This window comes from Streptomyces sp. NPDC017936 (assembly GCF_044328485.1).
Lineage (GTDB): Bacteria > Actinomycetota > Actinomycetes > Streptomycetales > Streptomycetaceae > Streptomyces.
In genome coordinates this window covers 451,434-475,260 of sequence record NZ_JBIRHK010000002.1, presented here as the reverse complement: position 1 = coordinate 475,260, position 23,827 = coordinate 451,434, and the positions used below count along the sequence as shown (strand labels likewise).

The following is a 23,827-nucleotide window of genomic DNA, read 5'->3' as shown; positions in this document are numbered from 1 at the left end:
CGAACGGCGTGAAGACGATCGGAAAATCCGTAACACGGGCGTTGCGCGCCGCACCCCCGGGAAGCCGTATGATCGCCCCGACACCTCCGCTTCGGACGCCCCTTCGCACGGGGCGCTTCGGTGTCCCTTCCTCCACCCTGCCCGGGCACGGGCCCGCTCCGCCGTGCCCGCGAACCGTGAAAGGCGGCCTGCATGGCCTCTCGCGTACGCGTCTGGCTCAACCGCACGTACGCGGAGAACGTGTTCTTCATGGATCAGCTGCGACGAAATCCGAACGACCGGGCCGTCGAGATCCACGCCACGCACGGGGACGCCGACTCGCCCGTCCTGGCCGCCGCCGACACCGCCGAACGGGAACCGGAGGGCCTGTCCCCGGCCGCGTACGTCGAGTACGCGCTCGACCAGTGCGGGCGCCGCGGCATCGACGTGTTCGTGCCCCGGTTGCACCAGGCGGCGATCGTGGCCCGCCGCGCCGACTTCGCGGCGCTCGGCACGGCGCTGCTGGCGCCCACCCCCGAGGCCGTGGCCGTGTTCCAGGACAAGGTGGTCGCCTACGAGGCCGTCCAGGCGATCGGGGTGCCCGTACCGCCGTGGTGGCGGGTGCGGACGGCCGACGAACTCGTCGCCGCCGTCGAGGAGTTGGAGGCCGGCGGCCACAAGGCGTGCTTCAAGCCCGCGTCCGGCGCGGGCGGGGTGGGCTTCCGCGTGATCACGCGGGCGCCCTTCTCGCTCACCCACCTCAACGGCTTCCCCACCCCGTACGTCCAGCTCGACATGGTCGTGGAGGTGCTGCGGCAGGCCGACGAGCCGGTGGACTGGCTGGTGATGCCGCGCCTGGAGCAGCCCGAGGTGTCCGTGGACTGCCTCACCGGACCCGACAACCTGGTCCGCCTCGCCATCGGCCGCGTCAAGAACGGCCGCCGCCGCGGCTTCACGCTCCAGGAACAGTGGCTGGAGCCGGCCCGGCGGATCGCCGAGGGCTTCGGCCTGCACTACCTGTCCAACATCCAGTTCCGGATGTTCGGCGGGCGGCCGGTCCTGATGGACGTCAACACGCGTCCGGCCGGCGGGCTGCACCAGCTGTCGCTGTGCGGGGTCAACGCCCCGTGGGCCGCCGTGCAGTTGGCGCTCGGCGAGGACCCCGGGGAGGTCGTGCCGCCGTTCCTGGGGCAGGACTACACGGTGGTGGCGGGGCCGCGGCCGCTGCGGCCGGTGTCGCTTCCGCAGCAGCGCGTCGAGGAGACGGAGACGCTGCTGCCCGCGGTGCCCGCGCAGGCCGAGTCCGTCGAGGCGTCGTCCCCGGCTCCCGCGGTCGCCGCGGCGCTGCCGCTCTGACCTCCTCGGTCACGGGACCTCCGTGGCGAAGAACCCCCGGACGCACGAGTCCGGGGGATTTTTTTCGTCCGGGGGTGTATCAGGCGCCGAGGTGCGCGCTCTTAACCGTGTAGCACCGAAGGCCGACGGAGGAACGAGGGGGGACACGGGGGATCACGGGGGACCTCCGTGGGAGCGCCCCCCGCACGTCCTGCACCGGCCAGTGGGGGGACCGGGGATCGACGGGGGATTCCCGGACGGGGGAACGGGGGATCGGGCCGGCCGGCCGCTGTCACGGGGAGCGACCGGCCGGCCCGAAGCGTGCGGGGACCGGGGCGGACCGGTCCGCGGCGCGCCGGCGCTCGTGCGGACCGCCGACGGCACGGCGTCGCCGGGGGGGCGGACTCGCCCCCCCGGCGTGGTGCGGACGGGTCAGCCGGTCTCGGCGCGCCGCAGACGCAGCGTCAGGATCTGGAAGGGGCGCAGGACGACCGGGACCGCGCCGTCGCCGTCGAGGTCCACGTCCTCCAGCGGGCGTTCCAGCAGGTCGGTGATCCGGGCCCCGGCGAGCGGGAACCCGGTGCGCAGCACGCCCCGGGCGCGGCCGCCGCGGCACTCGTACAGGCGCACCACGACGTCGCCCGACGCGTCGTCGGCCAGCTTGACCGCCTCCACGGTGACGCCCTCGCCGTCCACGGAGACGACCGGTGCGGGTGCGCCGTCCGCGTCCGCCACGCGCAGCGGGAGGTTGAGGGCGTAGCCCTCGGCGACCGCGTCCTCGATGCTCGCGCCGGGCAGCAGCGCGTAGGTGAAGCGGTGCCTGCCCTGGTCGGCCCCGGGGTCCGGGATGCGCGGGGCGCGGACCAGGCTGAGGCGGACGGTGGTGGTCGTGCCGCCGTCCTCGCGGACCGTGCGGGAGACGTCGTGCCCGTACGTCGAGTCGTTGAGGACGGCGACGCCGTAGCCCGGTTCGCCGATGTGCACCCAGCGGTGGCCGGAGACCTCGAAGCGGGCCGCCTCCCAGCTGGTGTTGGTGTGGGTGGGGCGCTGGACGTGACCGAACTGGATCTCGGCGGAGGAGTGCGGGGCCCGGACGTCCACCGGGAAGGCCGCCTTGAGGATCTTCTCCGCCTCGTGCCAGTCGATGTCGGTCTCGATGTCGACGCGGGGGCTGCCGGCGCGCAGGGTGATCGTCTGGGTGATCGAGGAGCCCCTGCCGAAGGAGCGCGTGACCCGGATCGCGCCGACGAGGGGGCCCTCCTCGGTCACCGTCACGGACTGGGCCTCCAGCAGGTCCGTGAAGCGGTTCCGGTAGTGCTTGTCGATGTCCCAGGCGTCCCAGTGGTTCGGGAGGTCGGTGTGCAGGCGGAGCAGGTTGCCCGCGCCGGCGAGGACCTCACGGTCCGCCCGCAGGTCGTGGACGGAGGACAGTGTCCCGTCGTCCGCCACCCGCACCCGCACCAGTCCGTTGTCGAGGACCCGCCCGTCGACCGTGACCGGCCGGGGCGGCTCGGCGCCGGTGAGGGGCGCGCTGCCGTTCGCGGGGACCTCCACGAACACCGGTGCGCCTCCGGCCGTCCGCACGACCTCGGCGCGGTCGTACGGGCTCGTGTTGAAGACCCGCGGGCCGCCGCCGCCCAGCGCCGCGACGGCCTCGGCCGTCAGCGCCTCCAGTTCGCCGGCGACCCGCGCGTACTCGGCCTCCGCCTCCCGGTGCACCCAGGCGATCGACGATCCCGGCAGGATGTCGTGGAACTGGTGCAGCAGCACCGTCTTCCACAGGCGGTCGAGCCTCTCGTACGGGTACGCGTAGCCCGGGGCGTGCAGGGCCGCCGTGGTCGCCCACAGCTCGGCCTCGCGCAGCCGGTGCTCGCTGCGCCGGTTGCCCTGCTTGGTGCGGGCCTGGGAGGTGTAGGTGGCGCGGTGCAGCTCCAGGTACAGCTCGCCGTTCCAGACCGGGGCGTCCGGGTACTCCTCGCGGGCCTTGGCGAAGAAGGCGTCGGGGTGTTCGACGACGACCTTGGGCGAGCCCTCCAGGTCGGCGAGGCGGCGCGCGCGTTCCATGATCTCGCGGGTGGGGCCGCCGCCGCCGTCGCCCCAGCCGAAGGGCGCGAGGGAGCGCGTGCCGGCGCCCTTCTCGGAGTAGTTGCGCACCGCGCGGTCCATCTCCTCGCCGCTGAAACGGGCGTTGTAGGTGTCGACCGGCGGGAAGTGGGTGAAGACGCGGGTGCCGTCGATGCCCTCCCACCAGAAGGTGTGGTGGGGGAACTTGTTGGTCTGGTTCCAGGAGATCTTCTGGGTGAGGAACCACTCGTTGCCGGCGAGCCGCGCGAGCTGCGGGTAGGCGGCGGTGTAGCCGAAGGAGTCCGGCAGCCACACGCCCTTGGTCTCGATGCCGAAGTGCTCGATGAAGAACCGCTTGCCGTGGACGAGCTGGCGGGCGAGGGCCTCGCCGCCGGGCAGGTTGCCGTCGGCCTCGACCCACATGCCGCCCACCGGCACCCACTGGCCCTTCTTCACCGACTCCTGGATGCGGGCCCACACGTGCGGGTGGTGGTCGCGCACCCACGCGTACTGCTGGGCCTGCGAGCAGGCGAAGACGAAGTCGTCGTACTCGTCGGCCAACGACGTGACGTTGGAGAAGGTGCGGGCCGTCTTGCGCTTGGTCTCGCGGATCGGCCACAGCCAGGCGGAGTCGATGTGCGCGTGGCCGACGCCGGAGATCGTGTGCGCGCTGGCGTGCGCGGGCCGGGCCAGGACGGGGGCGAGCACCGCGCGGACGGCCGGGGCGCTGCCGGAGACGTCGTCCAGGTCGAGGGCGTCCATGGCCCGGTCGAGGGCGTGCAGGATCTCGTGGCGGCGCGGCTCGTGTTCGCCGAGGTGGACCATGAGTTCGCGCAGCACCTGGAGGTCGAGGTCGAGGTGCCAGACCTCCTCGTCGAGGACGGCGAGGTCGGCGCGGCGGAATGCATACAGTGGACGGTCGCCTGCCGTCAGTACGTCGCCCAGCGGCGTCGGCGCCGCGAAGTCGTCGGCCAGGACGTCGGGGTTGGAGGCCGCCTCGACCAGGTAGTCGATCCGCTCGCCGCCCGTCGCCGGGTCGGCGACCGGCACGTAGTGGTTGAGCGGGTTGACCGCCTTCAGGGGCCGGCCGTCGGGCAGGTGCACCAGCGCCTCGGCCTGGTTGCCGGGCCAGCCGCCCACGAAGCCGAGGTCGATCACCGCCTCGACGCGCTTCCCGGCCCACTCGGCGGGCACCTGCCCCCGCATCCGGAACCACGTGGTGCCCCAGGGCGGGCCCCACGGGGTGCCCATCGCGAAGGGCGCGTACCGTGCGGCCGCGGCCTCCTCGAAGGGAACCGGCTCCCCCGGCGCCTGCCAGGCCTCGACCTCGAGGGGGACGGCGGCGGCGTAGATCGCGGGCTTGATGCGCTGGGTGTGGGCGCGTTCGACGCGCTGCTCGATCCGGCGGCGTTCGTCGTGCATGGAGGGTCTCCAGGGGAGGAGGCGGACAGAGAGGGGGGAAAGCGCTTTCTCCCGGGAGGCTACTCGAGGTAGGCCAGGCCGGGGTGCACGGCGGTGTAGCCCTCGACCAGCCGCCGGGCCACGGTGACCGAGTCGACCAGCGGGTGCAGCGCGAAGGCCTTCACGGCCGTGGCGCGGGAGCCGGACGCCGCGGCGGCCAGCACCTCCCGCTCGACCGCCTTGACCGAGCAGACCAGGCCGGTGGCGTGGCCGGGCAGCGGGGCGACCGCCACCGGGTGGGCGCCGTTGGCGTCGACCAGACAGGGCACCTCGACGACCGCCTCGGAGTCCAGCGCCGACAGCGCGCCGTTGTTGCGGACGTTGAGGATCAGGGTGGTGCGTTCGTCACGGGCGATGGCCCGCATCAGGGCGAGGGCGACCTTCTCGTAGCCGCCGGAGAGGTCGTCGGCTTCGCGTTCGCCGGCGCCGGCCGCCTCCCGGTTCTCGGCCATGTAGGTGGCCTCGCGCTCGGCCCGGGTGCGGTCCCAGGCCGCCAGGGCCGCCGCGTCCGGGTCGCGCATCTCCTCGTAGAACTGTGCCTGCTGGTCGCGCAGGAAGGCGCCGCGGGTCTTCTCGGCCCGCTGGTAGGCGCGGACGGCCTCGCGGTTGAAGTAGTAGTAGTGCAGGTACTCGTTGGGGATCGCGCCGAGCGAGCGGAGCCAGTCGACGCCGAAGAGCCTGCCCTCCTCGAAGGAGCCGAGCAGGCCGGGGTCGGCCAGCAGGCGCGGGAGTTCGTCACGGCCGGCCACGCGCAGACCGCGCACCCAGCCGAGGTGGTTGAGGCCGACGTAGTCGATGAAGGCCTCGCGCGGGTCCGCGCCGAGCACGCGGGCGATCCGGCGGCCGAGGCCGACCGGGGAGTCGCAGATGCCGATGACGCGCCCGCCCAGGTGGCGGGACATGGCCTCGGTGACCAGGCCGGCCGGGTTGGTGAAGTTGATGACCCAGGCGTCGGGGGCGAGCCGGGCCACGCGCCGCGCGATGTCGACGGCGACGGGAACCGTGCGCAGCCCGTAGGCGATGCCTCCCGCGCCGACCGTCTCCTGGCCGAGGACGCCCTCGGCCAGGGCCACCCGTTCGTCGGCGGCGCGGCCCTCCAGGCCGCCGACGCGGATCGCGGAGAAGACGAAGTCGGCGCCGCGCAGGGCTTCGTCGAGGTCGGTCGTGGTCGTCACCTCGGGGGCGTCGGGGACGCCGACGGCCTGTTCGGCCAGGACACGGGCGACCGCATGCAGTCGACCGGCGTCCAGGTCGTGCAGGACGACCCGCGTCACCCGCCCCTCGGCACGGTCCCCCAGGAGCGCTCCGTACACGAGCGGCACCCGGAATCCGCCGCCGCCCAGGATCGTCAGTTTCACGTGGTCTCCTTTCCTTCCGGGACCACCGCGGCGACGACGGCGCCGACGTGGTCCCGCGTGAGCCGGTCCCCCTCCTGCGGCCCGAACGGGCGGCGCCCGGCGGTGGCCGGGCCGGCGCCGGGCCGCCGCGGGGAACCGGTGACGGCCGCGGGCCCGCCGGAGCGCGGGGCGCGCGGGATGAGTCGGTGTCGCCGTTCCGCCAGCACGCGACGAACGCTACTCATCCTCTCCGGCCGAATCCACGCTCGCCCCGGCTCGGAGAGGGAGCGCCCGCACGCCCCGCCGCTGCGAGCGCCCGCCCCGCTCCCACGGGCCGGGCGGTGCGGCGCGCGCGGCGCGGCGTCCGCCGCACCCCGGTCCGGCAGCCGGACCGGCCTCCCACGATCTCCCTCTCACCGGTGAGGACCGGCCGCGGCCCGCTCGCGATACTGGGACGGCCCTTCCCCCGAGGAGCCGCCCGTGCCGTCACGCGTCCCCCCGTCCCGGCTCCGCCCGGTCGGGCCCCTGCTCACGTCCGCCGTGGCCCGGCTGCGCACGGCGAACCCGTACGCCGTGGACACCGCGCTCGCCGCGCTGGTGCTGTTCGCCGCCTCCCTGCAGTGGATCTTCCCGGAGGAGGGCGGTGACCGGCTCAGCGCAGCGGGCTGGCTCCTCGGCGCCGCCACCGCCGTACCGCTGGTGTGGCGCAGACGGGCGCCGTTCGCGGCCGCGTGGGCGGTGTCGGCGGCCACCACGGCGCAGGCGGTCCACCACGCGCCGCCGCCGGACGTCATGTACGGCGGCCTGGTCGTCCTGCATGCGACGGCGGCCCTGTCCACGCCGGGGCAGCGCCGGTTCATGCTGGTGGGCTGGCTGATCGGCGTCTCGGTCACCATGGCGCACAAGGAGGGCACCGATCCCTACGAGTACGCCTTCCAGCTCCTCAGCGTGGTCTGCGCGTACGCGCTCGGCGTGCTGGCCCGGGTCCAGCGCGCCTACGCCGCCGAGCTGGAGGACCGGGCCCGGCGGCTGGAGCGGGAGCGGGCCGCGGACACCGAGCGGGCGCGGGCGCAGGAACGGGCCCGTATCGCCCGGGACATGCACGACGTCCTCGCGCACGCGGTGAGCCTGATGGTGGTGCAGGCGGAGGCCGGACCGGTGGTGGTGCGCAGCGACCCGGCGCGCGCGGAGGCCGCGTTCGACGCGATCGCCACGACCGGGCGGGACGCCATGACCCAGTTGCGGCGCATCCTCGGCGTCCTCAAGGAGGAGCCGGGCGGGGCCGGCGCGCACCGGCTGCCGCAGCCGCAGCTGGCCGCGCTCGCCGAACTGGTCGGCCGGGTCGGCGAGTCCACCGGTCTGCGCACGCGGCTGCGGACCTCGGGCGAGCCGCGCCCGCTGCCCCCGGACGGCGAGGTGGCCGCCTACCGCGTGGTGCAGGAGGCCCTCACCAACACGGTGAAGCACGCGTACGCTTCCTCAGCGGTCGTCGAACTCGACTGGGCGGAGGACGCGTTGACCTTGACGGTGACGGACGACGGGCGGGGTCCCGTGCCCGGGGCGGCCGGCGGGCACGGACTGATCGGCATCCGTGAGCGGGCCGCCGCCTGCGGGGGCGCGGCCGAGGCCGGCCCCGGCCCGGACGGCGGCTTCCGGGTCGTCGTACGCCTGCCGGTCGCCGGCGACCGTCGGGCGGCGCGGGGGTGAGCCTCCGTGTGGTCGTCGCCGACGACCAGGAACTGGTGCGCAGCGGCTTCGGCATGATCCTCGAGGCGCAGCCGGACATCGAGGTGGTCGCCGAGGCCGGCGACGGGGAGCAGGCGGTGGCCGCGGTGGAGCGGCACGCGCCGGACGTGGCCCTGCTCGACATCCGGATGCCGGTGCTGGACGGCCTGGAGGCGGCCCGGCGGATCTGCGCCCGGTCCGGCTGCAAGGTGGTCATGCTGACCACGTTCGACCTCGACGAGTACGTGTACGAGGCGCTGTGCGCGGGCGCCAGCGGGTTCCTGCTGAAGGACGTACGGCGTGAGGACCTGGTGCACGCCGTGCGGGTGGTGGCGGCCGGTGACTCGCTGCTCGCGCCCGCGGTGACCCGCCGGCTGGTCGCGGACCTCGTGCGCCGCCGGCGTGCGGAGGCCGCCGCCGAGGCCGCCGCCGGGGCCGCCCCGCGGCGTCTGGACGTGCTCACCGCCCGCGAGGTGGAGACCCTGCGGATGCTGGCCCGCGGCCTGTCCAACGCGGAGATCGCCACGACGCTGTTCGTGAGCGAGCACACCGTCAAGACGCACGTCAGCAACGTGCTGGGCAAGCTGGGGCTGCGGGACCGGGTGCAGGCGGTGATCTGCGCGTACGAGACGGGGCTGGTGACGCCGGGGGCGCCCGGCGAGCTGGGGACGCCGTGACCGTGGCCGACGGCCGTCCCCTCGCGCGAATCCCGGCCGTCCGGTTCCTCGAGGAGGGACGGCCGCGGGGCGCCCGGCGCGTCCGGGCGGGTGTCGGGCCCGCGTCCCCTCCCCCGCGGGAGTGAGCCGCGCCCGTGTCTCCCCCGTGCGGCGGAGGCGCGGAAACCCCTCCCGACGGCGATCCGGCGGCGGCCCCTTGCGCAGGAGGCTGACGGCATGTCGACCGATGCCCCGCCGGGAGGAACCGTGCTGTCCCCACTCGCCCGGGCGGCCACCCGCCGCCCGCTCACCGTCATCCTGCTCTGGGTGCTCTTCCTGCTGCTCGGCCTCGGCCTGGGCACCGGCGTCTTCGGGCGCCTGTCGGACAACGTCCCCGAGGTGCCGGGCACGGAGTCGGACGCGGCCGCCCGGTACCTCGACCGCGCCGACCCCGCCGGGGAGTCGATCACCGCGGTCGTCGGGGGCGTCGCCGTCGCCGACGCCGGGCTGCGCGCGCAGGTCGAGCGGGCCGTCGCCGAGGTCCGTACGATCGCCGGGATCGCCGCCGTACCCGACCCCTACGCGACGCGCGGGCTGACCGCCGGGGACGGGCGGGCGCTGATCATCCCCGTGACCCTCGAGGGCGGTCTGGACGACGACGACGAGGAGGCGGCCGTCGACGCGGCGGCGGCCCGGATACGGCAGATCGACGCGCCCGAAGTCCACGTCAGCGGCGGGCCGTTGCTCGGTACGCAGATCGGCGAGCGGGCCCAGGAGGACGTGCGCGATGCCGAGTTGATCTCCCTGCCGGTCGTTCTGGCGCTGCTGCTCGTGGTGTTCGGCGGGCTGCGCGCGGCCGTGCTGCCGCTGGTGATCGCGGTGAGCGGGATCGCGGGCGCGTTCCTCGCGCTGTTCGCGTTCAGCGAGGTCACCGACATCTCGGTCCACGCGATCCAGGTGACCACCATGCTGGGGCTCGGACTCGCCGTGGACTACGCCCTGTTGATGCTGGTCCGCTTCCGTGAGGAGCGCCGCCGCACCGACGACGTCGTGGCGGCGGTGCACCGCACGGTCGGCGCGGCCGGGCGGACGGTGCTGTTCTCGGGGCTGACGGTGGCGGTCAGTCTGACCGGGCTGCTGGTCTTCCCGAGCACGTTCCTGCGCAGCATGGGGCTCGCGGTGGCCGCGGTGGTCGTCGTCGACATGCTGGCCGCGGTGACGCTGCTGCCCGCGCTGCTCGCCCGGTTCGGCGGGCGGATCCCCCCGGCGAAGGTCCGCCCGGGGGGCGAGGAGGGCCGTGTGTTCGCCCGGCTGGCCCGTTTCTCCGCCCGCCACCGGGTCGCCGTCCTGGCGGTGGTCGTCCCGGTCCTGCTGGTGCCGGCGCTGCCCGTCGCCGGGCTGCGGCTCCACCTCGGCGACGCCCGGCAGCTCCCGGCGGACACCGAGGCGCGGCGGCTGTACGACACGGTGGGCGCGCACTTCCCGCCGGGCACCGGCGTCTCCCCCGTGACGGTCGTCCTGGAGCCGGGCACGACGGCGGCGACCGCCGGCCGGATCCGCGCCCTGTCCCCGCGCGCCGCCTCGCACGACCTGCCGGACGGTACGACGGTCGTGGAGCTGCCGCCGGCCGGCGGCGTCGACGGAGCGGCCGCGACCGGCCTGGTGGAACGGGTGCGGGACCTCCGCGGTGACGAGCCCGTGCGGGTCACCGGGCCCGCGGCCCGCCTGGTCGACTTCCGCGCGATGCTCGCCGACCGGGCGCCGTGGGCCGCCCTGACCGTGCTGGCCGGCGTCTTCGCCCTGCTGTTCGCCTTCACCGGTTCGGTGCTGCTCCCGCTGCGGACGATCGTCACCACGCTGCTCAGCCTGGGCGCGGCGCTCGGCGCGGTGGTGTGGGTGTTCCAGGACGGCCACCTGGCCGGCCTGCTCGGCGCGGAGGGCCTGGGCGCGCTCAGCCTCACCGCCCCGCCGCTGATCGTCGCGATCGCGTTCGGCCTGGCCATGGACTACGAGCTGTTCATCCTGGCGCGGATGCGCGAGGCCCGGCAGCTGACCGGCGACGACCGGGAGGCCGTGGTGACCGGCCTGCGCCGCTCCGGCCGGGTGGTCACCTGCGCGGCCCTGCTGCTCGCCGTCGTCTTCGCCGCGTTCATGACCGGCGGCTTCTCCCCGATCCTCCAGATCGGTCTCGGTCTCACCCTCGCGGTCCTCATCGACGCCACCGTCGTCCGCATGCTCCTGGTCCCGGCGACCATGGCCCTGCTGGGCCGGCGGGCCTGGTGGGCGCCGGCTCCCCTGCGCCGGGCGCACGAGCGGTTCGGGCTGCGGGAGGAGGAGGCCACGGCACGGCCGCCCGCGACGACGGGCGCCTGAACCCGCTCCGACCGGTCAAACCCCCTCCGACCGCTCGGGCCCCGCTTCGAACCCGCGCGGACCCCGCTTCGAACCCGCGGCGGACCCGCCCGGAAGCCGCCGCGGACCCGCCCGGGAGCCGCCGCGGACCCGCGCGGAAGCCGCTCGGGACGCGTCCGGACCTCCTGGGGACCGCCCGGCACGCGGCCGGCCGCGGCGGCCGCGTGCCGGGACGCCGCGGCGCGTCTTCGGCGCCGCCCCGACGGCCGTGGCCCTCGCGATGAGCGTCACGGCCCTGCGGTGAGGACCTCGCCGTGAACGGACCCCACCGCGAGCCACCGCCCGGAACGGGAACGGCTCCACCGCGAGCCGCCCGGACCGAGAGCGACCCCGACGCAAGCCGCCCGGAACGGGAACGGTCCCGACGCGAGCCGCCCGGAACGGGAACGGTCCCGACGCGAGCCGCCCGGGGCGGGAGGATTCCCGACGCGGGCCGCGCGGAACGGGAACGGTCCCGACGCGAGCCGCGCGAAGGGGAGGGCCCCGGCGCGCGGCGCGCGCCGGGGGGCGTCTCACGCCAGGGACAGGAAGAGCTTCTCCAGCCGGGCCCTCATCTGCGCGGAGTCCCGCACCTGCGGGTCCTCACTGGTCATGCACTGCTCCAGGCCGGTCGCGATGATCGAGAAACCGGCCCGGTCCAGGGCCCGGGAGACGGCCGCGAGCTGAGTGACGACGTCCTCGCAGTCCCGGCCCTCCTCGATCATCCGGATGACCCCCGCCAGCTGGCCCTGGGCCCGCCGCAGCCGGTTCAGCGCCGACTTGAGCTCCTCGGCCGACATGTCGAGCTGCACACTTCCTCCTTCTCCGCCCGATACCCCCGTAGGTATTCTACCCGTGGGGGAAACGCTCCACAGAAAGGTTCTCTTCCCGTGACCACACCCACCGCGGTGACCCTTCCCGCGGTCTCCGGCCGCCTCGGCGAGTACACCGTCGTCGACGTCCGCACTCCCGGCGAGTACGCGGGCGGCCACCTCCCCGGCGCGCACAACGTCCCCCTGGACCGGCTCGACGAGGCGGCGAGCGCCCTGGGCTCGGCGACCGCGCACCGTCCGCTGCTGATCGTATGCGCGTCCGGCGCCCGGTCCGCCGAGGCCTGCGACCGGCTGGCGTCGCTCGGCATCGCGGCCGCCACGCTGGAGGGCGGCACCGGCGCCTGGGCGGCGGCCGGCCACCCCGTCGAGCGGTCGACGGGATCCCGTGCACCGTGGCCCATGGACCGCCAGGTGCGCCTCGCCGCCGGGTCGCTGGTCGTCGCCGGTTTCGCGGCGGGCCTGGCCCGGTCGCGTGCGCACTGGCTGTCCGGACTGGTCGGCGCGGGCCTGGTCTTCTCCGGCGTGACCGACACCTGCGGCATGGCCGCCCTCCTGGCCAGGCTCCCGCACAACCGGCCGCCCCGGGACGCGGTGTCCTTCGAGGAGACCCTGACGCGACTGGCCGCCTGACGCGCCCCGGGCGGCCGCGCGGGCCGCGCGGGCCGACCACGCCGGCCCCCGCCGCCCGTGCCGCGGCGGAGCGGTCCACCACGGCTTTCAGCCGATTCGCACCCATTCATGGAATGAACTCACCGGCACCGGGGGGACTTTCACCGCTTCACCTCTTGACGGCCGGAGGGGTCGGGAGCACATTGGGCCCACTCTGAGAGCGCTCTCAGAAACTCCCCGCAGCGCTTTCGAGGCACCCGCGCACCCCCACTTCCGTACCCGAGAGGCACACCCATGAGTGAACCCTCCGGCACCTCCCCCAGACGGCGCCGCTCCCTGTGGCGGGCGGTCGTCGCCGCCGTCGGCACGCTGGGCCTCGCGGCGGCCGCCGCCACCGTCGCCACCCCGTCGGCCAACGCCTCCGCGCCCACGCCCCCCACGGGCTGGACGCAGGTCTTCCTCGACGACTTCACCGGCGCCGCGGGCACCGGCGTCAACACCTCCAACTGGCAGTACGCGACCGGCACCTCGTACCCGGGCGGTCCCGCCAACTGGGGCACCGGCGAGGTCGAGACGATGACCAGCAGCACCAGCAACGTCTCGCTCGACGGCAACGGCAACCTGCGCATCACACCGCTGCGCGACTCGGCCGGCCGCTGGACCTCCGGCCGCATCGAGACCCGGCGCACCGACTTCCAGCCCCCGTCCGGCGGCAAACTGCGCGTCGAGGCACGGCTGCAGATGCCCAACGTCACCGGCACGGCCGCCGAGGGCTACTGGCCGGCGTTCTGGATGCTGGGCGCCCCCTACCGCGGCAACTACCAGAACTGGCCCGCCGTCGGCGAGCTGGACATCATGGAGAACGTCCAGGGCCTGAACCGGGTCTGGTCCACGATGCACTGCGGCACCAACCCGGGCGGCCCGTGCAACGAGACCAGCGGCATCGGCAACTCCACCGCCTGTCCCAACACCACCTGCCAGTCCGGCTTCCACACCTACACGATGGAGTGGGACCGCTCGGCGAGCCCCGAGGCGATCCGCTTCCTCGTCGACGGCGTCACCTACCACACCGTCAGCGCCAACCAGGTCGACGCCACCACCTGGAACAACGCCACCAACCACGGCTTCTTCGTCATCCTGAACGTGGCGATGGGCGGCGGCTTCCCCGACGCGTTCGGCGGCGGCCTCGACGGCGACACCCGCTCGGGCGTCCCCATGGTCGTGGACTACGTGCAGGTGCTCCAGGCCTCGGGCGGCGGGGGCGGCACCACGCCGCCCCCGACCGGCAACCGCGACGCCTACGCCGCGATCCAGGCCGAGTCCCACGACGGCCAGTCCGGAGTGATCACCGAGACCACCACCGACACCGGCGGCGGCCAGAACATCGGTTCCCTCGCCAACGGCGACTGGGCGCTGTTCAAGGGCGTCACCTTCGGCTCCTCGGCGGCCACGCAGTTCCACGGCCGCGTCGCGAGCGGCGCGGCGAGCGGCGTCAGCGGCCTGGTCGAGGTGCGCCTGGACAGCCGCGGGAACGCGCCGGTCGGCAGCTTCGCGGTGGGCAACACCGGCGGCTGGCAGTCGTGGCGCACGGTCCCGGCGAACATCACCCCGGTCACCGGAACCCACGACGTCTACCTGACCTTCACCAGCGGTCAGCCGTCGGACTTCGTGAACGTGAACTGGTTCACCTTCGGCCGCTGAGCCCGGAGGCGGGCCCCGGGGCCCGGTGACGGCGGCCGGCCCGGCGGCGTTTCAGCGCAGTTCCGCGCGGAACGCCGCCGGTGTCATGTCCGTGTGCTGGTGGAAGAACTTGGAGAAGTTCGCCGGGTCGGGGAAGCCGACGGCCGCGCCGACCCGGCCGATCGGCAGGTCGGTGTGGGCGAGCAGGCGCTTCGCCTCCAGGACGACCCGCTTGTCGATGAAGCCCTTGGGCGTCTCGCCGGTCGCGGCGCGGACCGCGCGCACGAGGGTGCGGCGGGAGTAGCCGAGCGCGTCGGCGTAGGCGCTGACGCTGTGGTTGACGGCGAAGTCGCGTTCCACGGCGTCCCGGAAGAGGGTGAAGGTGGTGTCCGCCTGCCGGCGGGCCGCCTCCGTGGTGCTGACCGCGAGGTGCGCGAGCCGCAGCAGGACCGCGGTCAGGGAGTGCCGCAGCACCGCGGCGTGCAGGCTCGGGGGCAGGGTGGCGGTGTCCTCGTACTCCCGTCGCAGCTGGTCGAGGGCCGCGCGCAGGCCGGCCAGCCGGGGTCCGTCGGGGTGGAGCAGCGGCGCGAGGTCGTAGCGGTACAGGCCGGTGGCCTCGACCGTGGCGCGGGGCAGGAAGCCGGGCTGCATGGTCAGCACGGTTCCGCGGTACTCGTTCGACTTCGAGAAGCGGTGGACCTGGCCCGGGCGGATCCACAGGACGTCGCCGGCCGTCGCCTCGTACTCGGAGAAGTCGACCATGTGACGGACGGGGCCGTCGGTGAAGAGCAGGACGACGTGGAAGTCGATCCGGTGCACACGCTCCAGGGGTGCGTGGGCGTCGTGCCAGGCGCCTTGGGCACCCATGGGGCCGACGTGCATGCCGACGCCCCCGACGCTGAGACCGACCGGGAAGGGGAAGGTGCTGATCCCGCTGCCCCGGATCGCGTTGTCCGTCATGTCCGTCTCGTGCCGCCTCGTTCGCACCCCGCGCCCGCCGGGTGTCCCAGTTTCACCACAGCCTGACACACCGAGACCTTCCGGCGAAAAAGTCAGACTTTTACCTTTGAACGCATCAGACCAGCCCCTCCGCTCACACCGAGGACTTCTTGAAGATGAGCACGCATACAGCGGACAGCCTGGAATGGACCGACCTCGACCGGCGTGCCGTCGACACCGCGCGCCTTCTGGCGGCCGATGCCGTGCAGAAGGTGGGGAACGGCCACCCCGGCACCGCCATGAGCCTCGCGCCCGCCGCGTACACGATCTTTCAGAAGGTGATGCGGCACGACCCTGCGGACCCGGAGTGGACCGGTCGTGACCGCTTCGTCCTCTCCCCCGGTCACACCTCGCTGACCCTCTACACGCAGCTCTTCCTCGCCGGCTACGAGCTGGAGCTGGACGACCTGAAGGCGTTCCGCACGCACGGCTCCAAGACGCCCGGCCACCCCGAGTACGGGCACACGGCCGGCGTCGAGACCACCACCGGCCCGCTCGGCCAGGGCGTCGCCAACGCCGTCGGCATGGCGATGGCCGCCCGCTACGAGCGCGGCCTGTTCGACCCGGACGCCCCCGAGGGCACCTCCCCGTTCGACCACACCGTCTGGGCGATCGTCTCCGACGGCGACCTCCAGGAGGGAGTCTCCGCGGAGGCCTCCTCCCTCGCCGGCCACCAGCGGCTCGGCAACCTCGTCCTCCTCTACGACGACAACCACATCTCCATCGAGGGCGACACCGCGACCGCGTTCTCCGAGGACGTGCTGGGGCGCTACGAGGCCTACGGCTGGCACGTGCAGCGGATCGAACCGTCGGCGGACGGCGACGTCGACGTGCACGCCCTGTACGCGGCCCTCACGGCGGCGCGGGCCGAGACCGCCCGCCCGTCGATCGTCGCGATGCGCACGATCATCGCCTGGCCCGCGCCGAACGCGCGCGACACCGAGGCCTCCCACGGCTCCGCGCTCGGCGAGGACGAGGTGGCCGCCACCAAGCGCCTCCTCGGCTTCGACCCGGAGCGGACCTTCGAGGTCGCGGACGAGGTCCTCGCGCACACCCGCGCCGCCCTCGACCGGGGCGCCGAGGCCCACGCCGCCTGGGACAAGCAGCTGGACAAGTGGCGGGGTGCCCAGCCCGAGCGGGCGGCGCTGTTCGACCGGGTCGTCGCCGGCCGGCTCCCCGAGGGCTGGGAGGACGCGCTGCCGGTGTTCGAACCCGGCAGGTCCGTCGCCACCCGGGCCGCCTCCGGCAAGGTCCTGCAGTCGCTCGGCGCGGTCGTCCCGGAGCTGTGGGGCGGCTCCGCCGACCTGGCCGGCTCCAACAACACCACCATCGACAAGACCTCCTCCTTCCTGCCCGAGGGCAACCCGCTGCCCGAGGCCGACCCGTACGGGCGGACCGTCCACTTCGGCATCCGCGAGTTCTCGATGGCCGCCGAGATGAACGGCATCGCGCTGCACGGCAACACCCGGATCTACGGCGGCACCTTCCTGGTGTTCTCCGACTACATGCGCAACGCCGTCCGCATGTCGGCGCTGATGCAGCTGCCGGTGACGTACGTGTGGACGCACGACTCCATCGGCCTCGGCGAGGACGGCCCCACCCACCAGCCGGTCGAGCACCTGGCCTCGCTGCGCGCGATCCCCGGTCTGAACGTGGTGCGCCCGGCCGACGCCAACGAGACGGCGATCGCCTGGGCCGAGATCCTCAGGCGCCACACCACCCGCCCGGCCCCGCACGGCCTGGCCCTCACCCGCCAGGGCGTCCCGACGTACGCGCCCGACCCGGACGTGGCGCGCGGTGGTTACGTGCGGGAGGAGGCCTCCACCGGGACCCCGGACGTCGTCCTCGTCGCCACCGGCTCCGAGGTGCACCTCGCCGTCGCCGCGCGGGAACTGCTCGAGGCCGACGGCATCGGTGCGCGCGTGGTGTCGATGCCGTGCGTGGAGTGGTTCGAGGAGCAGCCGCGGGCGTACCGCGACAGCGTCCTTCCGCCGTCCGTGAAGGCGCGCGTCGCGGTCGAGGCGGGCATCGCCCTGACCTGGTACCGGTTCACGGGTGACGCGGGACGCATCGTCTCCCTCGAGCACTTCGGCGCCTCCGCCGACGCCGGCACCCTCTTCGCCGAGTACGGCTTCACCCCCGAGAACGTCGCCGCCGCAGCCCGGGAATCGCTGGCCGCCGCGCGTGGTTGATCCGACCGCCAGAAAGAAGATGATCACTGTGACCGAAGCGACCGCGACCGCGGGAGCACTCGAACGCCTCTCCGACGAGGGCGTGTCGATCTGGCTGGACGACCTGTCGCGCGAGCGGATCACGTCCGGCAACCTCGCCGGACTGGTCGCCGGCCGGCACGTCGTCGGCGTCACCACCAACCCGTCCATCTTCCAGGCCGCCATCGGCTCCGGTGCCGGTTACGAGGAGCAGCTCGCCGATCTGGCCGTGCGGGGCGTCACGGTCGACGAGGCCGTGCGGATGATGACGACCGCGGACGTGCGGGCCGCCGCCGACGTCCTGCGTTCCGTACACACCGCCACGGGCGGCCGGGACGGCTGGGTGTCCATCGAGGTCGACCCCCGTCTCGCGCACGACACGGCGGCCACCGTCGCCGAGGCCAAGCAGCTCGCCTGGCTGGTGGACCGCCCGAACGTCATGATCAAGATTCCGGCGACGAAGGCCGGTCTCCCGGCGATCACCGAGGTCGTGGGCCTCGGCATCAGCGTCAACGTCACGCTGATCTTCTCGCTGGAGCGCTACCGCGAGGTCGTGGACGCCTACCTCGCGGGCCTGGAGAAGGCGCAGGCGGCGGGCCTGGACCTGGCGGCGATCCACTCCGTCGCCTCCTTCTTCGTCTCCCGGGTCGACGCCGAGATCGACAAGCTGCTGACGGTCCTCGGCACGGACGAGGCGCTCGCGCTGAAGGGCCGGGCGGCGCTCGCCAACGCGCGGCTCGCCTACGAGGCGTACGAGGAGAGGTTCGGCTCCGCCGGCCGCGCGGCAGGCGCCGGTGACCGCTGGACCGCCCTCGGCGGCGCCCGGGCGAACAAGCAGCGTCCGCTGTGGGCGTCGACCGGTGTGAAGGACCCCGCGTACAAGGACACGCTGTACGTCGACGAGCTGGTCGCCCCCGGCACCGTCAACACCATGCCGCAGGCCACCCTCGACGCCGTCGCCGACCACGGCGCGATCACGGGGAACACGGTGAGCGGCGGCTACGCCCAGGCCCGCGCCGACCTCGCCGCCGTGGAGGCGCTCGGCATCTCCTACGACGAGGTCGTCACCCGGCTGGAGGACGAGGGCGTCGCCAAGTTCGAGGCGGCGTGGCAGGACCTCCTGGACGCGGTCGCCAAGTCGATGGACAGCAAGGGAGTTGACGCGGAATGAACACCCCCCTCTGGAGCAACCCGCTGCGGGACTCCCGCGACCGGCGCCTGCCGCGGATCGCGGGCCCGTCCGGGCTGGTGATCTTCGGTGTGACCGGTGACCTGTCCCGCAAGAAGCTCATGCCGGCCGTGTACGACCTCGCCAACCGGGGTCTGCTGCCGCCGGGCTTCTCGCTGGTCGGCTTCGCCCGCCGCGACTGGGAGGACCAGGACTTCGCGCAGGTCGTCCACGACGCGGTGCGCGACCACGCGCGGACCCCGTTCCGCGAGGAGGTCTGGCAGCAGCTCGCCGAGGGCATGCGGTTCATCCCCGGCGACTTCGACGACGACACGGCGTTCAAGCAGCTCAAGAACGCCGTCGAGGAGCTGGACGCCTCCCGCGGCACGGGCGGCAACTTCGCCTTCTACCTGTCGGTGCCGCCGAAGTTCTTCCCGAAGGTCGTCGAGCAGCTGAAGAAGCACGGCCTGGCGAAGGCGCCCCGGGGCTCGTGGCGGCGGGCGGTCATCGAGAAGCCGTTCGGCCACGACCTGGCGAGCGCGCGCGAGCTGAACGCGATCGTGCACGACGTGTTCGCCCCGGACCAGGTCTTCCGCATCGACCACTACCTGGGCAAGGAGACCGTCCAGAACATCCTGGCGCTGCGCTTCGCCAACCAGATGTTCGAGCCGGTGTGGAACCGGTCGTTCGTGGACCACGTGCAGATCACGATGGCCGAGGACATCGGCATCGGCGGCCGGGCGGGGTACTACGACGGCATCGGCGCGGCCCGCGACGTCATCCAGAACCACCTGCTGCAGCTCCTCGCCCTGACCGCGATGGAGGAGCCCGCCTCCTTCGACGCGGCCTCGCTGCTCACCGAGAAGCTGAAGGTCCTCAAGGCCGTGAAGCTGCCGGAGGACCTGGGCCGGCACACGGTCCGCGCGCAGTACGAGGGCGCCTGGCAGGGCGGTGAGAAGGTGCGCGGCTACCTGGAGGAGGACGGCATCGACCCGGCCTCCACGACGGACACGTACGCGGCCCTGCGGCTGAACGTGGACAACCGCCGCTGGGCGGGCGTCCCCTTCTACCTGCGCGCCGGCAAGCGGCTCGGCCGGCGCGTCACCGAGATCGCGGTCGTCTTCCAGCGCGCCCCGCACTCCCCCTTCGACACGACCGCCACCGAGGAGCTCGGACAGAACGCCATCGTCATCCGGGTCCAGCCCGACGAGGGCGTCACCGTCCGCTTCGGCTCCAAGGTGCCGGGCACCTCCATGGAGATCCGGGACGTGACGATGGACTTCGCCTACGGCGAGTCCTTCACCGAGTCCTCGCCGGAGGCGTACGAGCGCCTCATCCTGGACGTGCTGCTCGGCGACGCCAACCTCTTCCCGCGCCACCAGGAGGTGGAGGAGTCCTGGAAGATCCTCGACCCGATCGAGGAGTACTGGGACGCGCACGGCAGGCCGGCCACGTACACGGCGGGCAGCTGGGGACCCGGGGAAGCCGACGAGATGCTCGCACGAGACGGACGGAGCTGGCGCAGGCCATGAAGATCGATCTGACCGACACCACGGCAAGCAAGATCAACAAGGCGCTGGTGCAGGGCCGGCGCGCGATCGGCACGCCGGCCGTGGGCATGGTCCTGACGATGGTCATCGTCACGGACGAGGAGAACGCCTACGACGCGATCAAGGCGGCCGAGGAGGCCTCGCACGAGCACCCCTCGCGCACCCTGGTCGTCATCAAGCGGCAGGCCCGCAGCCCGCGGGAGCGCACCCGGTCCCGGCTGGACGCGGAGGTCCGCGTCGGTTCCGAGGCCGGCACCGGCGAGACGGTGGTCCTGCGGACCTACGGCGAGGTGTCCGACCACGCCGACTCCGTCGTGCTGCCGCTGCTGCTGCCGGACGCGCCGGTCGTCGTGTGGTGGCCGGTGGACGCGCCGGAGAACCCGTCCAAGGACCCCCTGGGCGCGCTGGCCCAGCGCCGGATCACCGACCTGTACGCCGTCGAGAACCCGCAGCTGACGCTGGAGGCCCGGGTGCGTTCCTACGCCCCCGGCGACACCGACCTGGCCTGGACCCGGCTGACGCCGTGGCGCTCGATGCTGGCGGCCGCCCTGGACCAGGCCCGCGTGCCGGTCGTGTCGGGCGCGGTGGAGGCCGAGGAGGACAACCCGGCCGCCGAGCTGCTGGCCCGCTGGCTGGAGGCACGGCTGGACGTCGCGATCGACCGCGTGGTCAGTGCCGGGCCGGTCGTCACGGCCGTGCGCCTGGGCACCGCGGACGGCGACATCGTCATCGACCGCCCCGAGGGCCCGCTGGCCACCCTCACCCTGCCGGGGCAGCCCCCGCGCACCCTCGCCCTGAAGGTCCGCACCACCTCCGAACTCATCGCCGAGGAGCTCCGGCGCCTCGACGCGGACGAGATGTACGCCGTCGCCCTCCGGGGCGAGGGCGCCAAGGAGCACGCCGCCCATGTCTGACCCCTCCCCCGCCGCCCCCGTGGCCGCCCACCGCGAACTGAAGGAAGTGAACTGACATGCAGCTCGGTCTGATCGGTCTCGGCAAGATGGGCGGCAACATGCGCGAGCGGATCCGCCGCGCGGGCCACACCGTCGTCGGATACGACCGCAACCCCGACCTCTCCGACGTCGAGGACCTCGCGGGACTCGTCGAGCGCCTCGACGCCCCGCGCACGGTGTGGGTGATGGTCCCGGCCGGCGCCGCCACCCAGTCCGTCATCGACGAGCTCGGCGGCCTCCTCCAGGCCGGCGACACGGTCGTCGACGGCGGCAACTCCCGCTGGACCGACGACGAGAAGCACGCCGCGGAGCTGGGCGCCAAGGGCATCGGCTTCGTCGACGCGGGCGTCTCCGGCGGCGTGTGGGGCCTGGAGAACGGCTACGCGCTGATGGTCGGCGGCGAGAAGGAGCACGTCGACCGGCTCCAGCCGGTCTTCGACGCCCTCAAGCCCGAGGGCCCCTACGGCTACGTCCACGCCGGCAAGGTCGGCGCGGGCCACTTCTCGAAGATGGTCCACAACGGCATCGAGTACGCCATGATGCAGGCCTACGCCGAGGGCTGGGAGCTGCTGGAGAAGGTCGACTCCGTCACGGACGTCCGCGAGGTGTTCCGCTCCTGGCAGGAGGGCACGGTCATCCGGTCCTGGCTGCTCGACCTGGCGGTCAACGCCCTCGACGAGGACGAGCACCTGGACAAGCTGCGCGGCTACGCCCAGGACTCCGGCGAGGGCCGCTGGACCGTGGAGGCCGCCATCGACAACGCGGTACCGCTTCCGGCGATCACCGCGTCCCTGTTCGCGCGGTTCGCCTCCCGCCAGGAGGACTCGCCGCAGATGAAGATGATCGCGGCGCTGCGCAACCAGTTCGGCGGCCACGCCGTCGAGTCGGCGAAGAAGTAGGGCGTCCTGCTCGCCCGGCCCCGGCGGGACGCGGCCCGGCCCCGGGCGGCCCCGCCGGGCCGGGCCGCCCGGGGACCTCGCGCGGCGCGCCGGGCGGGGCCGTGGGCCGACGGTGCGTCACCTCGCCGCGTGCTGGGCGGCCAGCCGCACCGGCGCGTTCAGGGCGCCGTACCCCTGGTAGCCGCCGTCGCGCTGGACGAGTTCGAAGAAGACGCGGCCGACGGTGCGGGTGTAGCAGTGCCGGAACTCGCCGTACGCGTCCCGGTCGTAGAGGATGCCGAGTTCGCGGTACGTCTCCAGCTCGCCGTCGGCGAACTCGAAGCGGGCCGCGAGGTCGTCGTAGTAGTTCGCGGGGATCGGCAGCAGCCGGCCGCCGGCCTCGGTGAAGCGGCGCGCCGCCGCGACGACGTCGCCGGTGGCCAGCGCGAGGTGCCGGGCGTGGGCGGTGTCGTCGCCGGGCGCCGCGCCCACGGTCAGGGGGATGCGGACGGCGCCGTCGGCGGTGGTGACGGCACGGCTGCGCAGCAGCCCGTAGGGGTCGGCGACGTCGACGCTCTCCCGGGCCTCCAGGCCGAGGACGCCGCGGTGGAAGAGGACGGCCTCGTCGAAGTGGTGCCAGGGCTGGGTGAGGGACAGGTGGTCGATGCGGACCGGACCGCCCCGGTCGCCCGGCGCGGCGGCGGGAGGGTGCGGGAGGTCCTCGAAGTCGGCGCGCCAGTCGGGCAGTCCGGGGCGGTGCGTCGCGCACAGGAAGAGTTCCGTGCCGTCCGGCGCGGCCACCGCGTCGAGCGGGGCGTCCCCGACGGCACGGCGGCGCGGCAGGACCGGGGCCAGCAGCGCCTCGGCGCGGCGGGCGGCGCCGGCCGGGTCGGGGGACTCCAGGCCGACCGCGGCCAGACGGGTCCCGTCGGTGGCGGTCCCCCCGCTCGAGCGGCGCCGGGAGTGCGGCAGGTCGGCCGGGCCGGTGTTGACCAGGACGCGCGCCTCGCCCTGTTCCCACAGCTCGACGGGCTTCCCCCGGTGGCGGGCGGTGCGGGCGAAGCCCAGGGTGCCGAGGAGGGCGGTGACGGGTTCGGCGTCCGGGGTGACCAGTTCGGCGAAGGCGATCCCGGTGGGCACGACCCGTTCGGGAAGGGTGCCGAGGCCGGCCTCCTCCTGGAGCATCAGCAGGGAGCGGCGGGCGTCGACGGCGGTCGGGCCGGCGTCGGCCTGCCGGAAGACGTCGTTGAAGACCTCCAGGGAGAGCGGGCCGTCGTAGCCCGTGCGCAGGACGCGGCGGACGAGGTCCGGGACGTCGAATCCGCCCTGTCCGGGGAAGCAGCGGTGGTGGCGGCTCCACTGCAGGACGTCCATGCCGAGCAGCGGCGCGTCGGCCAGCTGGAGGAAGAAGATCTTCTCGCCGGGGATGTCCGCGACGGCTTTCAGGTCCTCGGGGCCCGAGCTGCGGGACAGGATGTGGAAGCTGTCCAGGCAGGTGCCGAGCGCCGGGTGGCCGGCGGCCTCCACGATGCGCCAGGCGTGGTCGTAGGTGCTGACGTGCCGTCCCCAGGCGAGCGCCTCGTAGGCGACGCGGATCCCGAAGTCCTCCGCCAGGCCGGCGAGCCGGTGCAGCTGCCCGGCGGCGAGCGCGTCGTCGTCCACGGCGAGCGGGGAGACGCTGGAGCAGACCAGGACGGTGTCGGCGCCGAGCCGGTTCATCAGCGCGAACTTGGCGCGGGCGCGGCGCAGGGTGCGGGCGAACTCCTCCTCGGGCACGGCCTCCACGTCCCGCATCGGCTGGTAGAGGTCGATGCTCAGCCCCAGGTCGGCGCAGCGGGCGCGGATCTCCTCGGGGGTGAGCGGGCTGGCGAGCAGGTCGTTCTCGAAGATCTCGACGCCGTCGAAGCCGGCCCGGGCGGCCGCGGTGAGCTTCTCCGTGAGGGAACCGCTCAGGGAGACGGTGGCGATGGACGTACGCACCTGGGTACCTCTTCTTCTC

16 protein-coding genes are annotated in these 23,827 nt (G+C 73.9%); 11 read left to right on the top strand and 5 right to left on the bottom strand.

Annotated features, from left to right (window positions below):
• The first annotated feature begins 192 nt into the window (after positions 1 to 192).
• Positions 193 to 1,335, top strand: coding sequence for an ATP-grasp domain-containing protein (locus tag ACH4F6_RS05595; RefSeq protein WP_397958580.1), 1,143 nt, complete (start codon positions 193 to 195; stop codon positions 1,333 to 1,335).
• Positions 1,336 to 1,746: 411 nt separating this feature from the next.
• Here the strand turns inward: ACH4F6_RS05595 and ACH4F6_RS05590 are convergent, their stop codons facing one another.
• The gene (locus ACH4F6_RS05590) at positions 1,747 to 4,800 is read right to left on the bottom strand and encodes an alpha-mannosidase (RefSeq protein ID WP_397958579.1); all 3,054 of its coding nucleotides are present in this window, start codon (positions 4,798 to 4,800) and stop codon (positions 1,747 to 1,749) included.
• A gap of 59 nt (positions 4,801 to 4,859) precedes the next feature.
• A complete protein-coding gene (locus ACH4F6_RS05585) occupies positions 4,860 to 6,197 on the bottom strand; it encodes a 6-phospho-beta-glucosidase (protein WP_397958578.1) in 1,338 nt (445 codons plus the stop codon).
• Positions 6,198 to 6,656: 459 nt separating this feature from the next.
• On the opposite strand from ACH4F6_RS05585, the gene ACH4F6_RS05580 reads away from it, so the two are divergent.
• From ACH4F6_RS05580 to ACH4F6_RS05570, 3 genes are all read left to right on the top strand, one after another.
• Positions 6,657 to 7,883 (top strand): sensor histidine kinase, encoded by a 1,227-nt coding sequence (locus tag ACH4F6_RS05580; RefSeq protein WP_397958577.1) that lies wholly within the window; start codon positions 6,657 to 6,659, stop codon positions 7,881 to 7,883.
• Positions 7,880 to 8,578 carry a response regulator gene (locus ACH4F6_RS05575; protein ID WP_397958576.1) on the top strand — a complete coding sequence of 233 codons (699 nt, stop codon included), beginning with the start codon at positions 7,880 to 7,882 and terminating at the stop codon, positions 8,576 to 8,578. Before ACH4F6_RS05580 ends, ACH4F6_RS05575 begins: the two co-directional genes overlap by 4 nt.
• A gap of 246 nt (positions 8,579 to 8,824) precedes the next feature.
• The gene (locus ACH4F6_RS05570) at positions 8,825 to 10,930 is read left to right on the top strand and encodes an MMPL family transporter (RefSeq protein WP_397958793.1); all 2,106 of its coding nucleotides are present in this window, start codon (positions 8,825 to 8,827) and stop codon (positions 10,928 to 10,930) included.
• Positions 10,931 to 11,481: 551 nt separating this feature from the next.
• Here the strand turns inward: ACH4F6_RS05570 and ACH4F6_RS05565 are convergent.
• The gene (locus ACH4F6_RS05565; protein ID WP_384654800.1) at positions 11,482 to 11,760 is read right to left on the bottom strand and encodes a metal-sensitive transcriptional regulator; all 279 of its coding nucleotides are present in this window, start codon (positions 11,758 to 11,760) and stop codon (positions 11,482 to 11,484) included.
• Between the two features lie 78 nt (positions 11,761 to 11,838).
• Between ACH4F6_RS05565 and ACH4F6_RS05560 the strand changes: the two genes are divergently transcribed.
• Positions 11,839 to 12,411, top strand: coding sequence for a rhodanese-like domain-containing protein (locus ACH4F6_RS05560; RefSeq protein WP_397958575.1), 573 nt, complete (start codon positions 11,839 to 11,841; stop codon positions 12,409 to 12,411).
• Between the two features lie 273 nt (positions 12,412 to 12,684).
• Complete coding sequence (locus tag ACH4F6_RS05555) at positions 12,685 to 14,091, top strand: glycoside hydrolase family 16 protein (protein ID WP_397958574.1); 1,407 nt, start codon at positions 12,685 to 12,687, stop codon at positions 14,089 to 14,091.
• Positions 14,092 to 14,142: 51 nt separating this feature from the next.
• Here the strand turns inward: ACH4F6_RS05555 and ACH4F6_RS05550 are convergent, their stop codons facing one another.
• Entirely contained in the window at positions 14,143 to 15,030 is an 888-nt protein-coding gene (locus ACH4F6_RS05550; RefSeq protein WP_397958573.1) for a helix-turn-helix domain-containing protein, read from the bottom strand.
• A 155-nt stretch (positions 15,031 to 15,185) separates the two neighbouring features.
• Between ACH4F6_RS05550 and tkt the strand changes: the two genes are divergently transcribed.
• Genes tkt through gnd form a run of 5 tightly spaced genes read left to right on the top strand, consistent with a single transcriptional unit; the run spans position 15,186 to position 21,849 of the window.
• On the top strand, positions 15,186 to 17,261 hold the full coding sequence (gene tkt / locus ACH4F6_RS05545; protein ID WP_397958572.1) for a transketolase: 2,076 nt from the start codon (positions 15,186 to 15,188) through the stop codon (positions 17,259 to 17,261).
• Between the two features lie 19 nt (positions 17,262 to 17,280).
• The gene (tal, locus tag ACH4F6_RS05540) at positions 17,281 to 18,450 is read left to right on the top strand and encodes a transaldolase (RefSeq protein WP_397958571.1); all 1,170 of its coding nucleotides are present in this window, start codon (positions 17,281 to 17,283) and stop codon (positions 18,448 to 18,450) included.
• Positions 18,447 to 19,979: a glucose-6-phosphate dehydrogenase gene (gene zwf / locus ACH4F6_RS05535; protein WP_397958570.1), complete on the top strand. Its 1,533-nt coding sequence runs from the start codon at positions 18,447 to 18,449 to the stop codon at positions 19,977 to 19,979. Before tal ends, zwf begins: the two co-directional genes overlap by 4 nt.
• On the top strand, positions 19,976 to 20,911 hold the full coding sequence (opcA, locus tag ACH4F6_RS05530; protein WP_397958569.1) for a glucose-6-phosphate dehydrogenase assembly protein OpcA: 936 nt from the start codon (positions 19,976 to 19,978) through the stop codon (positions 20,909 to 20,911). The genes zwf and opcA overlap by 4 nt, the downstream gene beginning before the upstream one ends.
• 56 nt (positions 20,912 to 20,967) lie before the next feature.
• Positions 20,968 to 21,849: a phosphogluconate dehydrogenase (NAD(+)-dependent, decarboxylating) gene (gene gnd / locus ACH4F6_RS05525; protein WP_397958568.1), complete on the top strand. Its 882-nt coding sequence runs from the start codon at positions 20,968 to 20,970 to the stop codon at positions 21,847 to 21,849.
• 117 nt (positions 21,850 to 21,966) lie between these two features.
• Here gnd and ACH4F6_RS05520 read toward each other — a convergent pair whose 3' ends face one another.
• Entirely contained in the window at positions 21,967 to 23,808 is a 1,842-nt protein-coding gene (locus tag ACH4F6_RS05520) for a bifunctional sugar phosphate isomerase/epimerase/4-hydroxyphenylpyruvate dioxygenase family protein (protein WP_397958567.1), read from the bottom strand.
• Positions 23,809 to 23,827: the final 19 nt, after the last annotated feature.